The 14,216-nt window shown below is 63.9% G+C and carries 9 protein-coding genes; all 9 read left to right on the plus strand.

The window, feature by feature from the left end; translation table 11 throughout:
• Positions 1–2 precede the first annotated feature (2 nt).
• From tssK to ACSZPK_RS14150, 9 genes are read left to right on the plus strand one after another with little or no spacing between them, the layout of a single operon-like run.
• Complete coding sequence (tssK, locus tag ACSZPK_RS14110) at positions 3–1,337, plus strand: type VI secretion system baseplate subunit TssK (RefSeq protein WP_437882109.1); 1,335 nt, start codon at positions 3–5, stop codon at positions 1,335–1,337.
• A 6-nt stretch (positions 1,338–1,343) separates the two neighbouring features.
• Complete coding sequence (locus ACSZPK_RS14115; protein ID WP_437882110.1) at positions 1,344–2,699, plus strand: DotU family type VI secretion system protein; 1,356 nt, start codon at positions 1,344–1,346, stop codon at positions 2,697–2,699.
• Complete coding sequence (gene tssM / locus ACSZPK_RS14120; protein ID WP_437882111.1) at positions 2,696–6,208, plus strand: type VI secretion system membrane subunit TssM; 3,513 nt, start codon at positions 2,696–2,698, stop codon at positions 6,206–6,208. The genes ACSZPK_RS14115 and tssM overlap by 4 nt, the downstream gene beginning before the upstream one ends.
• Positions 6,205–6,873, plus strand: coding sequence for a type VI secretion system-associated protein TagF (gene tagF, locus ACSZPK_RS14125; protein WP_437882112.1), 669 nt, complete (start codon positions 6,205–6,207; stop codon positions 6,871–6,873). The genes tssM and tagF overlap by 4 nt, the downstream gene beginning before the upstream one ends.
• On the plus strand, positions 6,870–7,598 hold the full coding sequence (locus tag ACSZPK_RS14130; protein ID WP_437882113.1) for a PP2C family protein-serine/threonine phosphatase: 729 nt from the start codon (positions 6,870–6,872) through the stop codon (positions 7,596–7,598). The genes tagF and ACSZPK_RS14130 overlap by 4 nt, the downstream gene beginning before the upstream one ends.
• Before the next feature lie 14 nt (positions 7,599–7,612).
• Positions 7,613–10,600, plus strand: a complete 2,988-nt coding sequence (locus ACSZPK_RS14135; protein ID WP_437882114.1) for a serine/threonine-protein kinase — start codon at positions 7,613–7,615, stop codon at positions 10,598–10,600.
• Positions 10,600–11,316 carry an ABC transporter ATP-binding protein gene (locus ACSZPK_RS14140; RefSeq protein WP_437882115.1) on the plus strand — a complete coding sequence of 239 codons (717 nt, stop codon included), beginning with the start codon at positions 10,600–10,602 and terminating at the stop codon, positions 11,314–11,316. Before ACSZPK_RS14135 ends, ACSZPK_RS14140 begins: the two co-directional genes overlap by 1 nt.
• The gene (locus tag ACSZPK_RS14145; RefSeq protein WP_437882116.1) at positions 11,313–12,476 is read left to right on the plus strand and encodes an ABC transporter permease; all 1,164 of its coding nucleotides are present in this window, start codon (positions 11,313–11,315) and stop codon (positions 12,474–12,476) included. Before ACSZPK_RS14140 ends, ACSZPK_RS14145 begins: the two co-directional genes overlap by 4 nt.
• Positions 12,469–14,163 carry a formylglycine-generating enzyme family protein gene (locus ACSZPK_RS14150; protein WP_437882117.1) on the plus strand — a complete coding sequence of 565 codons (1,695 nt, stop codon included), beginning with the start codon at positions 12,469–12,471 and terminating at the stop codon, positions 14,161–14,163. Before ACSZPK_RS14145 ends, ACSZPK_RS14150 begins: the two co-directional genes overlap by 8 nt.
• Positions 14,164–14,216: the final 53 nt, after the last annotated feature.

Below are 14,216 nucleotides of genomic sequence, written 5' to 3' on the forward strand. Positions count from 1 at the left end.
GAATGTCTTGGAATAACCGTGTCGTCTGGTCGGAAGGCATGTTCCTGCGACCTCAGCATTTCCAGCAGCAGGGGCGTTACATCGAAACCCTGGTCGAGGGGCGCAGCCATGCCACGCAGGCGGGGGACTGGGGCTTTTCCGAGTTGCAGGTCGATAGCGCATTGCTGAGCCAGGGCAAGGTGGCCATCGTCGCCGCCAGAGGCGTGCTGCCTGATGGCACCCCCTTCAACATTCCAGCCGATGACCCCGCTCCAGCACCTCTCAATGTCGAGGAAACGCTACGCGACGGCATCATCTACCTGGCACTGCCGCTGAGTCGCCCAGGCATTCGCGACACGGTCGACGAAGGTGAGGCGCTGGGCGCCGCCCGTTACAAGAGTCAGGTCAGCGACGTGCGCGATGACAATGCGTTGCTGGAAAGCCGTGCACCGGTCGCCATCGCCTCACTGGCGCTACGCTTGGTGACCGAACGCGACGGGCTCGACGAGTATGCGGCGGTTGGCGTGGTGCGGGTCCAGGAGAAACGCGAGGATCGCGCCCTGGTGGTGGACGAAAGCTACATTCCACCGTTGTTCGATGTATCGGTATCGCGGCCGCTGTCGGCGTTCCGCAGCGAATTGCTGGGCCTGTTGCACCAGCGTGGCGAGGCCCTGGCGGGGCGCGTGGTCGCGTCCGGTGCCGGCGGCGCTTCGGAAATCGCTGACTTCTTGCTGCTGCAACTGGTCAACAGGGCCCAGCCATTGGTGGCTCATCTGAGCCGGATCGCGCCCTTGCACCCCGAGTCGTTCTATCGGGAGCTGGTGGCACTCGCCGGTGAGTTCTCGACCTTCACATCCAGCGAGCGACGTCCGGGGGAATACCCGGCTTATGTGCACGACGACCTGGCCGCGACCTTCGCCCCGGTGATGCTGGCTCTACGCCAGGCCTTGTCGATGGTGATCGACAGCCGCGCCATCTCGATCCCCATCATCGAGAAAGCCTACGGCGTGCATGTGGCCATGCTGGCGGACAAGTCGCTGCTCGACAATTCCAGCTTCATCCTGGTGGTCCGAGCGGACGTTCCCGGCGAAAGCCTGCGCAGCCACTTCCCACAACAGGCCAAGATCGGCTCGGTCGAGCACATCCGTGATCTGGTGAATCTGCAACTGCCTGGCATCGGCCTGCTGCCGCTGCCCGTGGCTCCACGGCAATTGCCGTACCACGCCGGTTCCAACTACTTCGAACTCGACCGTGGCAGCGATCACTGGAAGCAGTTGATCCACTCCGGCGGTTTCGCCTTCCACATCGCTGGCCAGTTCCCTGGCCTGAACCTGGCCTTCTGGGCTATTCGAGGCTGATCCCCGATGACCATCGACGATCCTTTTGGCAGTCCGCCTGGCAGCAATGGGCAGGGGGGCGCGAACAACGACCGCACCATGATCATGCCGCGTCCCGGTGGCCGCCCGGCCGAGTCCGCCGCGCCGCGTGGCCAAGCGGGTGGAACGCCGCCTCCCGCGCAGCCCCAGGTCGCCAGCCCGCCCTTGAATCATCGGGCCCAGGGCCTGAATCCCATCGAGGCCGCCGCCGGTCCGGTCATCGCATTGCTCACCCGGCTGCGCAACACCATCGCCCACCCGATGCCCGCCAGCCTGCGCGCCCAGTTGCTCGCCTATCTGCGCCAGTTCGAGGAAAAGACCCGGGCCGCCGGCGTGCCCCAGGATGAGGTGATGCTCGCGCGTTATGTGCTGTGCACGGCTGTCGATGAGGCGGTCCTGAGCACGCCGTGGGGCAGTGGCAGCGAATGGAGCAAGCAGAGCCTGCTGATCACCCTGCACAACGAGGCGTGGGGTGGCGAAAAGGTGTTCCAACTGCTCGATCACTGCATGCAGAACCCGCGTCAGCGCCTGAACCTGATGGAACTGCTGTACCTGTGCATCAGCCTGGGCATGGAAGGGCGCTATCGGGTGATGAAGGATGGCCGCCACCAGCTCGACGCGTTGCGCGAGCGTGTCGCGGCGACCATCCGCAGTAGCCGTGGTGAAATCGAGCGTGAGCTGTCGCCGCATTGGCGCGGCCTGGTCGTAGCGCGGGATCGCCTGCGCCAGTTCTTGCCGCCCTGGGTGGTGCTGGCCATCGGTTTCGCCTTGTTGCTGATACTGCTATTCGGGTTGCGCATGAAACTGGCCGCCGAGGCCGAGCCGGTGTTCCGTAACCTGCATGCGCTGGGCGATGTGCCGGTGCAGACCATCGACCGCCCGGCGCAGCAGCCAAGGATCGTCGAGCGCCCACGCCTGGCCGGTTTCCTGGTCGAGGACATCCGCGCCAAGAAAGTCGCGGTCGAGGACAAGGCCGATCGTTCCGTGGTCACCATTCGCGGCGACCAGTTGTTCGCTTCCGGCAGCGCGTCGATTGCCGATGACTTCCAGCCGTTGCTGCTGCGCATCGCCGACGCTATTCGCCAGGTCAATGGCCAGGTTCTGGTGACCGGGCACAGCGACAATCGCCCGATTGCCACCCTGCGTTATCCCTCCAACTGGAAGTTGTCCCAGGACCGTGCGCAGCAGGTCATGGATGTGCTGATCGCGAAAAGCGGCCAGCCGAATCGCTTCCGTGCCGAAGGCCGTAGCGACACTGAACCGAAGGCATCGAACGATACGGCCGACGGCCGTTCGCGTAACCGACGGGTCGAGATCACAGTATTTGCGGAGGGCGTGGAGTGAAGGCGTTTTTCGGTTTCATGGCCCGCTGGGTAATGCCGGTCATCGGCCTGATCGCCCTGGCCCTGGTCATCTGGTTCATCGGTCCGCTGATCGCCATCGGCAAATTCGAACCGCTGGCGTCGGAAACGGCGCGCTGGGTGCTGATCGCCCTGATCTTCCTGCTGTGGATAGGCTGGCGCGTGGCGCGCATCATCCAGGCCCGGCGCAACGCGGCAAAAGTCATGCAAGGCCTGGTTCAGGTCGCCCCGGATGCCGCCACGGTCGCTACCAGCGAGGAACTGGCCACGCTCAAACAGCGCATGGACGAAGCGCTGGCGCTGCTCAAACGCGCCAAGCTGGGTGGAAGCGAACGACGCAACCTTTATGAGCTGCCCTGGTATGTGATCATCGGCCCGCCCGGCGCCGGCAAGACCACCGCCCTGGTCAATTCCGGGCTGCGTTTCCCGTTGGCCGAGCAAATGGGCGCCGGCGCCGTTCGCGGCGTGGGTGGCACCCGTAATTGCGATTGGTGGTTCGCCGACGAAGCCGTACTGCTCGATACGGCGGGTCGCTATACCACCCAGGACAGTCACGCCGCAGTCGACAAGGCCGCCTGGCTGGGCTTTCTCGACCTACTGAAAAAACAGCGTTCGCGGCGTCCCATCGATGGCGCGTTCATCGCCATCAGCCTGTCGGACCTGCTGCTCGCTAGCGAGAGCGAGCGCCAGGCCCATGCCGCCGCCATCCGGGCCCGTGTCCAGGAGCTGTACGCGCAGTTGGGCGTGCGCTTCCCGGTCTACGTCATGCTGACCAAGCTCGACCTGGTACCGGGTTTCATGGAGTTCTTCGATGGCCTGAGCAAGGAGGAGCGTGCCCAGGTCTGGGGCATGACCTTCGCCCTCGACGATGGCAAGAGCAGCGAAGGGCCGTTGCAGGCGTTCGAGGCAGAGTTCAATGCTCTGGAACAGCGTCTCAACGACCGTCTGGTCGAGCGCTTGCAGCAAGAGCGTGATCCTTCTCGCCGCGACCTGATCTATGGATTCCCGCAGCAGTTCGCCGCGCTCAAGGATTCGCTCTCGAGCTTCCTCAATGGCGTGTTCAAGCCCAATCCGTACGAGGAGCGGGTCCTGTTGCGTGGCGTTTACCTCACCAGCGGAACCCAGGAAGGCAGCCCGATCGACCGCTTGATCGGCGCCATGGCGCAGAGCATGAACCTGGACCGGCAGAACCTGGCGCGGCAGACCGGTACTGGGCGCAGCTATTTCATCGAGCGCCTGTTCCGCGAAGTGGTGTTCGGCGAGCGTGGGCTGGTCGGCGCCAATCCGAAAATCGAGCGGCAGAAACGCTGGTTGGCCAGGGGCGTCATCGCCGCCACGGTGGTGTTGGTGGTGGCGGTATCGGTCCTATGGCTACTGAGCTTCCGTGCCAATCAGGAGTACATCGCCGCGGTCGACGGCCGGGTCAAGCCTCTGCGTGGTGAGCTGCAAGGCCTGAGCCCGGCTCAACGTGACGTGTTGGCCGTGCTGCCGCTGCTCAATGCGATTCGCAATGTCTCCGGCGATGCCCCTGGGATGGCCGAGGGCTATGGCCTGTACCAGGGCGACATGCTCGGCTCCGAGGCGCAAAGCGTGTACCGCAAGTTGCTGGTCGCGGTGATGGCGCCACGTGTCCTGGCTCGTATCGAGGAACAACTGCGCAGTGGCGGCAACTCCGACTTCCTCTATGAAGGTCTCAAGGCTTATCTGATGCTTGGCGAGGCGGAGCACTACGATGCGGACTTCATCAAGGCCTGGATCGCTCTGGATTGGGATCGCACCTTGCCGCGTGATATCGCCCCGGAGCGTCGGGAGGCGCTGAACGAGCACCTGATGGCGCTCTACGATCGCCAGCCGCCGCTCGTACGCCTGGATGAACGCCTGGTGGAGGATGTGCGCCGTCAATTGCAGCGCCTCTCCGTGGCTCAACGCGCCTATGACCGGGTCAAGCGCCAGAAGCTGCCGGCCGGCATTCCCGATTTCCGCCTCAGCGAAGCCGCAGGTAGGGATGCGGCGCTGGTGTTCACGCGCAAGAGCGGCAAGCCGCTCAATGACCCGCTCAGCGGTTTCTTTACCCAGCGCGGCTATCGCGAGGTGTTCCTGGCCAACAGCGTAAGCCAGGCCGGCGCGCTGGCGGAGGAGCAGTGGATACTCGGTCGCGACATGGCGGACGAGCAGAATGCCGCCGGGCTGGCCCTGGAGATTCGCCGCTTGTATATCCAGGACTACATGCGTCAGTGGGACGCCTTGCTGGCCGATATCGACTTCGTGCCGATCACCAGCACGGCCCAGGCGTCCGACGTGCTGCGCGTGTTGTCCGGTCCGAGCTCACCCTTGAAGAAACTGCTGGTCGCCGTCGCCAAGGAGACCGACCTGCAGAAAGAGGAGCGCCTGGCCGCCGGCAAGATAAAGCAGGGCAGCGACACCGTCGACAAACTCAAGGAAAGGCTCGGCTCGCTGGTCGGCCAGGAAGAGGCCGTAGTCCAGCCAGCCGCCAGCGGCGATGATCCGATCAGTGCGCACTTCGCCGAGCTCAACAGCCTGGTCGAGACATCCGATGGGCAGCCGGCGGCCATCGACTCGCTGCTGCAGGACCTGGACGCGCTCTACGTGCAAGTCAACGCCATGAGCGGGGCCAGTGGCGATGCCCTGCTCGGCGAGGCCAAGAACCAGGCTTCGGCGGCGGCTGACCGGGTCAAGCTCAGTGCCCAGCGCCAACCTCCGCTGGTCCAGGGCTTGATGAAGTCGGTAGTCGGTGCGACCACCGGGACAATGATGGGCGGTATCCGCAATCAGCTGAACGCGGCGTGGATGAGCGAGGTGGTGTCGGTCTATCGGCAATCCCTGGCCGGACGCTATCCCATCGACCGCGGTAGCGTGCGCGATGCCACGCTGGACGATTTCGGGCAGTTCTTCGGTCATGGCGGGGTGATGGACAATTACTTCCGCAAGTACCTTCAGCCTTACGTCGACACCTCGGCGAGCAACTGGCGCTGGCAGCCCGGCGCGGCGGAAAAGCTGGGTATCGGCTCCGGGGTACTGCAGACCTTCCAGCGCGCGGCGGCCATCCGCGATGCCTACTTCCGTTCGGGCAACACCCAGCCGATGGTGCGCTTCGAGCTCAAGGCCGTGGCGATGGACACCGCCATCGAACAATTCCAGCTCGACCTCGATGGCCAGCAGTTCAGCTATGACCATGGCCCGAGTCGTCCGGTGTCGATGCAGTGGCCAAGCGCCAATAGTGGCGGCGTGGTGCGCCTGAGCATCTCGCCACCGTCAGCCACGGGGCGTTCCGGCCTGACCCTGGAGGGGCCGTGGGCCTGGTTCAGGCTGTTGGACCAGTCCGATCTGGCCCCAGGCAATGCGCCGGATCGTTTCACCCTGCGCATGCGCGTCGACAACGCGAGCATTGCCAGCGAGCTGCGCGCGAGCAGTGCCTTCAATCCATTCCGCAGCCAAGTGGTCAGCGGTTTCAGCCTGCCGGAGCGCCTGTGAGTACGCCAGGGTTCTACGGCAAGTTGGCCAGTCGCGGCGATTTCATCCATCGCGGTCTGGCGCCTGAGTTCATCGCGGCTTGGGATGGTTGGCTGGCGGCGAGTATTGCAGCCAGCCAGGACGCCTTGGGCGAGCGTTGGCTGGATGCCTACCTGGTCAGCCCGCTCTGGCGTTTCGCCCTGGCCCCCGGCGTGCTGGGGGCCGAAGTGGCCGTTGGGGTGATGATGCCGAGCATCGATCGGGTCGGCCGCTACTACCCGTTGACCATCGTCCAGACGCTGCCCGCCGAAACCGATATCGCGGTGCTCGCCACAGGTAGCGATGACTGGTTCGAGCGGGTCGAGGCGCTGCTGCTTTCGACGTTGGAGGAGGGCGCCGATTTCGAGGCGTTCGAGGTACAGGTCAGTACCTTGGGCAGTCCACGGGTGATTGCAAAGGTGCCGCCCGTGATGACCGCAAGCGGAGGTATCCGCATGGCTTCGGCCAGCTCGACCGAGCGCGCCCAGGCCCTGGCCCGCCTGGCCTGTGAGGGGTGCAGCCTGTGGTGGGGGCAGGGCTCAGCGAACGTCGAGCCAGGGCTGGTACGCTTCCAGGGTATGCCTCCCGTCAATGCGTTCAGCGTTTTTATCGGTGAACAGCCCAGCTCGCTTGCGGAGAGGCCATGAGCCCGTCGACGATCAAACAGTACACCTCGGCAGCCCATAGCCACGTAGGCATGGTACGGCAGATCAATGAAGACGCCTGCCTGGATGCCGCCGACAATGGCCTTTGGGTCGTGGCCGACGGAATGGGCGGACACGCCTGCGGCGACTACGTCAGCAACCTGATCGTCGATACCCTGCGTGGCCTGCCGCCATCGGCCCTGTTGGCGACCTACGAGTCCACATTGCGCGATGCGCTGGCCCATGTGAACGGCTCGGTGCGCCAGGAAAGCGCCCAGCGCGGTGTAGCGATGATGGGCAGCACGCTGGTCTTGCTGGCGACGCGAGGCAATGAGGCTATTTGCCTGTGGGCCGGCGACAGTCGCCTCTACCGTTTGCGTGGCGAGCGGCTGGAGCCGCTCAGCCGCGATCACAGTTATGTCCAGGAACTGGTGGATAGCGGTTTGCTGGACGAAGAACAGGCGCGTAGCCATCCGAAATCGAACATCGTCACCCGTGCGGTGGGGGTGCAGGACGAACTGGAACTCGATGTCGTGCGTTTCGACGTCGAACCCGGCGACCGTTTCCTGTTGTGCAGTGACGGCCTGAACAAGACCGTCGACGACCATGAGTTGCAAGCAGTGCTGGCGCACGAAGACCCCTACCAGGTGGTCCGCAGTCTCGTGCACCTGGGCCTGACCCGGGGTGCGCCCGATAACATTACGGCAGTTGTCATCAAGGCTTCCTAGAAAAGAACTCCAGCATGGATATCGAAATACCCGGGTATGAAATAGAAGGCGAACTGGGCGATGGCGCGATGGCTGTCGTCTACCTGGCTCGGCAGCGCTCGCTCGACCGCCGCGTCGCCCTGAAGGTGATGGCGGCCGCACTGGCGGCCGACCCGACCTTTTGCGAGCGCTTCCTGCGCGAGGGGCGCACCCTGGCGCGCCTGTCCCATCCGCATACGGTGACCATCCATGACATCGGCAATGTCGGCAATCTCTACTACATGGCCATGGAGTACCTGCCCAACGGTACCCTGAAGGAGCGTATCCGCGCTGGCGTGAGTCCCGAGCAGGGGCTCGCATGGATTCGCCAGATCGCCTCCGCGCTCGGTTATGCCCACTCGCTGGGCATGGTGCACCGCGATGTGAAACCAGCGAATATCCTGTTCCGGGCCGATGGCGCGGCAATCCTCAGCGACTTCGGCATCGCCAAGGCGCTGGATGATCGGACCCAGTTCACCCAGGCTGGCTTTGCTGTCGGTACGCCCAGCTATATGAGCCCGGAACAGGCGCGCGGTCTGGATATCGACGGCCGTGCCGACCTGTATGCCATCGGCGTGGTGTTGTACGAAATCCTTACCGGCAAGTTGCCCTATGTCGGCTCTGACTCGCTGTCCACCGCGCTGGCGCACCTGACCCAGCCCCTGCCTGAGTTGCCGATCATCCATGGCCGCTATCAGCGTATTCTGCAAGGCCTGCTGGCCAAGGACCCGAATGATCGTTTCGCCGACGCCGCGGCACTGATCGCCGCACTCGACCAGTTGCCTGTGGCCACTCCCGCCACGGTGGATGACGATGCGACCCTGTTCCAGCCGCTGCCCAGAGCGGCGAGTCCAGCGGGGCAGTCGGACAGCGAAGCGATGACCGCCGTTTCGGTCACGATTCCGAGCGAGTCGCCCGTAGCGCCGGCGCAAGCACCTCGGCCCGCGGAGCCTGCTCGTAAACGCTCCAGCGCGCCCCTGATCATCGGCGCCGCCATTGCCAGCGGCCTGCTGGTGGTCGGCGGTGGAGGCTACTGGTGGTACAGCGGCCAAGGTAAAAGCCCGGCCAGCGATAGTGTTCACCTGAGCGATACCCCGGTGAAAGTCGACGATGCGCCCCAGTCCGCCAACCCATCAAATGGCGAGCGCCCCTTGTTGATGGCAGGCAAGAAGACGCTGTTCCAACGCGTACTGACCAAGCCCGATGCCCACCTGATGAGCGCGCCGGGAGATACGGGCAACGGCAAGCTCATTCCGGCGTTTTCCGTACTCTATGTATACGCTCGCCAGCGCGTCGGTTCCGAGCCCTGGGTCGAAGTGGGCGCGTCCACGGATGGGCGCCGCGATGGCTGGCTGCCGGAGTCCCAGGTGGCCGACTGGAAGCAGAGCCTGGTGCTCAAGTTCACCGAACGTTCCGGTCGTTCGCCGGCCCTGTTCCTGCGTGAGCCGGGCGAGCTGGAGCAGTTGCTCAGCGACCCGGGCCGGGCTCGCAGTGTCCTGAATGCCGCGCTGAAGGGTGGTGCCCAGGATGTGGTGGCGGTCGAGCCAGGCGACCGTGCCGTGCCTCAGGATCAGTTCTATTTGCTGCCGATCTTCAATTTCCAGGAAAGCTTCGATAGCAACGGCCAGCCGCTGCAATTGCTCAACGTGGCGTCTATCGACCCAGGCTCGACGCCGCAACGCAGCGGCGATGGCAAGCAGCCGGCGGCGGCTCCGGACTCATTTCGCACCGGTATCGTGCTGGTGGTCGATACCTCGGTCTCGATGCAGCCCTACATCGATCGTGTACGTGACGTCGTCGCTCAATTGCAGCAACAGATATCTGCTCGTGGCGAACTGGATAGCGTCAGCTTCGGCATGGTCGGTTTTCGTAGCAACACCGAGAAAACGCCAGGCCTGGAGTACACCGCCAAGACCCTGGTCAGCCTCGACCAGGGCCGCGATCCGCAACGTTTCCTCGACCTCGCCCGGCAAATCCGTGCGACCACCGTGTCGAGCCACGACTTCAATGAGGATGCCTTCGCCGGTGTCATGCAGGCGGTCGACGGCATAGATTGGAACGGCTACGGCGGCCGCCTGATCCTGCTGATCAGCGATGCGGGAGCCTTGCGCAAGAGCGATCCGCTGGGCCGGACCCACATGAACGAGGCCGAGGTCCGCGAAGCGGCGCTGCGCAAGCAGATCAAGATCTACGCCCTGCACCTGAAAACCGACTCAGGACGCAAGAACCACGGCTTCGCCGAGCAGCAGTACCGCATCCTCACCGCGGATGCCAACCCGCGCATCGGTGATCTCTATGTCCCGGTGGCGGGCGGCGATGTCGGCCAGTTCGGCAGCCGCGTCAACGAGATCGCCAGCAGCTTCGCCGATCTCGTGCATCAGGTGCGCAGCAATGCCGAACTGACGGCCCCGGCGAGTGGAAATTCCATTGCGGCCAAGTCGGCCGCGGTCGGTTACGCCATGCACATGGACTTTCTAGGCCAGAAGAACGCCACGCGCGCGCCGCAGCTGGTCACGGCCTGGACGTCCGACCGCGATATCGCCGATCCGGCACTGCCAGCCTTCCAGGTCTGCGCCTTGCTGACCAAGCTGCAGCTCAACGACTTGCAGCAATCGCTGCGCGCCATCGTCGAGGCGGGGCGGCGCACGCAACGCTCACCCAAGGATTTCTTCCAGGAGATCGCCAGCGCCAGCGCCTACATGAGCCGTGACCCGGCGGCCTTGGTCAAGGGCAGCAACCTTGCGCAAAGCGGCTTACTCGGCGAATACCTCGAAGGCCTGCCGTATCGCAGCAAGGCCCTGAACATGACCCAGGACCTGTGGCTGTCGCTCAGTGTCGCGGAGCAGGAAGACTTCATCGACGAGCTCGAATCGAAGATCCAGCTCTACGAGACCTTCCACAACGATACGGCGAACTGGGTTCGCTTCGGCGACGCGGGCCCGGGTGATGCGCTATATCGTGTGCCGCTGTCGACCTTGCCTTGATGCTGCGCCTCGTCGATATCCGCAAGACTCGTGGTAGTGGCTCGCAACGCTACCGCCTGGAAGTGCCGCAACTGGAATTGCGGCCCGGCCAGCGCATCGCCCTGATCGGCGCCAGCGGCAGTGGCAAGAGCACCTTGCTGGATATCCTGGCGCTGGCGCTTTCACCCGATGCGGGTGGATTACTGGAATACCAGTTCGATGGTCAGCGCCATGACATTGGGGTGTTGTGGCAAACCGCCCGGCATGATGCGTTGGGACGTATCCGGGCGCGGGCATGCGGCTATGTGCTGCAGACGGGGGGCTTGCTGGGCTTTCTCGATGTGCGGGCGAATATCCGTCTGCCACTCGACCTGATCGGGCAGGCGGATAGGGGAGGCGTGCAGGCGCTGGCCAGGCAACTGGACATCGCCGATCTTCTGGAGGAGTCGCCGGGGCATTTGTCGGTCGGCCAGCGCCAGCGGGTAAGCATCGCCCGGGCGCTGGTTCATCGGCCTGCGCTGATCCTCGCGGATGAACCCACGGCATCGCTGGACCCATTGAACGCGCAGCGCGTGATGGATCTGCTGGTCGAGCAGGCAACGGCCCGCGACCTGTGCCTGGTCGTCGCGACCCACGATGCCGAGCTGGCTCGGCGCCACGACTTGCTGCCTCTGCATCTGTCGCTGGCACGTGATGAGCGAGGCGATGTGATCGCTCGTCTGGAAGCGTTGCCATGAATTGGCGCCTTGCCGCGAGGTTGGCTTGGCGGGACTACCGCGCGGATGCGCGCCTGTCGCTCTGTGCGGTTCTGGCGTTGACGGCGGTGGTCGCGCCGTTGCTCGTCCTGTTCGGCCTCAAGTTCGGTCTGGTTACCACGCTGACGGAACGCCTGGAACATGATCCCTTCGTGCGTGAAATCATCCCCCTGGGTGGCTTGCGTTATGACCGCGCGGCCATCGAGGCGCTGGCCGCTCGCCCGGATGTGGCGTTCGCCATCCCCCGTACGCGCCAGATAGCGGCGACGACCGACCTTTATCGTGAAGGCAGGCGCCTGAACGTGGAAATGCTGCCGACGGCCGCGGGCGATCCATTGCTGGCAGGACAGGTTTTACCTGCTGCCCTCGACGAGGTGGTTCTGAGTCGCAGCAGCGCGGAGAAACTCGGCGCGGCCGATGGCGATATGCTGGTTGCGACGTTCGGCCGTACGCTCGATGGCAAGCCCGATTACCAGCAACGCAACCTGAAGGTCGTCGCCGTACTGCCATTCTCTGCCTTTCCGAGGGATGCCTTGTTCGCTCGCCTGGAACTGCTGGAAAAGGTCGAGGACTTTCGTGATGGCGCTACCACGGCATCCGGGGCACGTATCTATCCGGCGTTCCGTCTCTATGCGCGCGACCTGGCCGATGTGGAAACGCTGCGCCTGTACTTCCAGGCGCGACAGCAGCCTGTCGCCACCCAGGCCGAAGCCATTGCCCAGGTCGCCACGCTTAGCCGCAACCTGACCTTGGTGTTCTGGGTCATCGCCAGCCTGTCGTTGCTCGGGGCATTTGCCGCCGTCGTGGCCAGTACGCTGGCGGCCGTGGCCCGCAAGCAACACGAACTGTCGGTCTTGCGCTTGTTGGGCCTGCCATCTTCGGGGCTGATGGCGTTCGTGGTACTGCAAGCGTTCTATACCGGTGCCCTTGCCCTGGCGCTATCCTTCCTGCTCTATGGCGCGGCGGCGCTTGGTTTGAATCTGTTGTTCCAGGCCGACGCGGGCGAATATGCTTGCCGGCTGCTGTTTACCCATTTTCTCTCGGCAACGCTGGCGACATTGAGTTGCTGCATCTTGGCCGCTGCGGTCGGTGGCTGGCGAGCCGCGCGCCTGGAAGCCTCGCAAGGACTACGTCATGTATAAGCTGTTCAGCGTTGCCCTCGCCCTGTCCATGATCGCCACCGGTGCATCGGCAGAGCCGAACCCGTTGTACAACCCCAAGCCGCTCGAAGGGGACGTGAGCCTGCCGCTGCCCTGTGACGGCGAGATGACTTTTCGTTATGTCTATGTCCTGGCCAAGGGCGCACTGGACGACCGAGCCATCAACCTCGGCTATCCCTTCAGCGAAGGTGAGCCGGGCTACCAGCAGTCGTTCATCTCCGGTTATCGCCGCGACTACATCAATGGCCAGTTCACCGTCGGCGACCTCAACAAGGCGTGGCAATCGGCAATCAAGCCTGGCCTGCCGAAGTCCGGAGGCGCCACGCCACTCAAGCCGATGCTGTATTTCATTGGCAAGTATGAGGTCACCCAGCGCCAGTACGACATGGTCATGGCACAAGCGTCCTCACTGGCGGGCGAGGGTGAGACGCCAGCCTGCGAAGCCGCATCGGGCATGGCCGCGCGCCTGCCGGCGGTGAAGCTCTCGCACTTCGATGCCGAGCGTTTCGCCGCGGTGTACAGCGCCTGGCTGCTGAAGAACCATCGTGACCTGCTGCCCGTCAGCGGGCGTGATGGTGGCCAGGGAGATGGGGGCGTGGGTTTTGTTCGCCTGCCTACCGAAGTCGAATGGGAGTATGCCGCCCGTGGCGGCCAGGCGGTCAGTCGCCAGGAGTTGGAAGGGCGCCTGTTTCCACGCAAGGTCGAAGGCAGCGAGGGCGATGGTCCTCTGGCCGATTGGGCGGTATTCAATCAGGTCGCCGGGGGCACCGGGCAAACCGCGCGCTTGTTGCCAATCGGGCTGAAAAAGCCCAATCCCATCGGCCTGTTCGACGTCATCGGCAACGCCGCGGAGATGGTCCAGGAGTCTTTCCAACTGGTCAGCTCGGGGCGGCGCCAGGGCACCTACGGTGGCTTCGTGGTCAAGGGTGGCAACTACCTCGAAGGCGAGATGACCCTGTTCACCGGGATGCGTCGCGAGTACCCGCTGTTCGGCGCCGATGGGACCGAGCAGAAGAACGAAACCACGGGCTTCCGGGTGGCGCTGGGGGCGTTGTCTGCGCCCCGTTCGCGTTACAAGGAACTGTTTGCCCAGTGGCAGCAGGAAGGACGTATCAGCAGTCTTACCGATGAGGTACAGGATGACGAAGATGCGACCAAGTTGCTCGACAGCCTGATTGCCAGCAGTGATGATCCACAACTGAAAAGCCGCCTGTCGAGCGTGAACGAGGAACTCAAGCGCAATGTCGCCTTGATCGCCAAGCAGCGTGAAGATGCCGCCGGCAACCTGATACAGTCGGCGGCGCTGGTGGCCGAGACCATCAACAACTACAACATTCGCCTGACCAACCTGAAAAAAAGCCGGGACAAGGCTCGTGCCGGCAAGGACGAGGCGGCGGCGAAGTTGTTCGAATCGGGTATCGCCAATGGAACAAGTGCCCTGGACGGCGCCCTGGCGATTTACATCGATAACCTGGATAACGGCACGCGCTACAGCGATACCGTGATCCAGGCGCAGTTCCAGAGAACCAAGGAAGAATTGAGTCGCAAGCCGGTGCTGGGGAAAAGTCTTGTGGCACGCGCTACGCTGTTCGTTCGCCATGTCGGCGAGTATCGCAAGCAACGCAAGGCTGACCCGGCGACGATTCTCAAGGAACTGCTTGCACCATAGGGACTGGTGCGCGGGAGGAAGGAGCTCGTGCGCTGACAGCTCAGGTTTTCAGC

It is taken from the genome of Pseudomonas sp. LRF_L74, from assembly GCF_965644255.1.
GTDB lineage: Bacteria > Pseudomonadota > Gammaproteobacteria > Pseudomonadales > Pseudomonadaceae > Aquipseudomonas.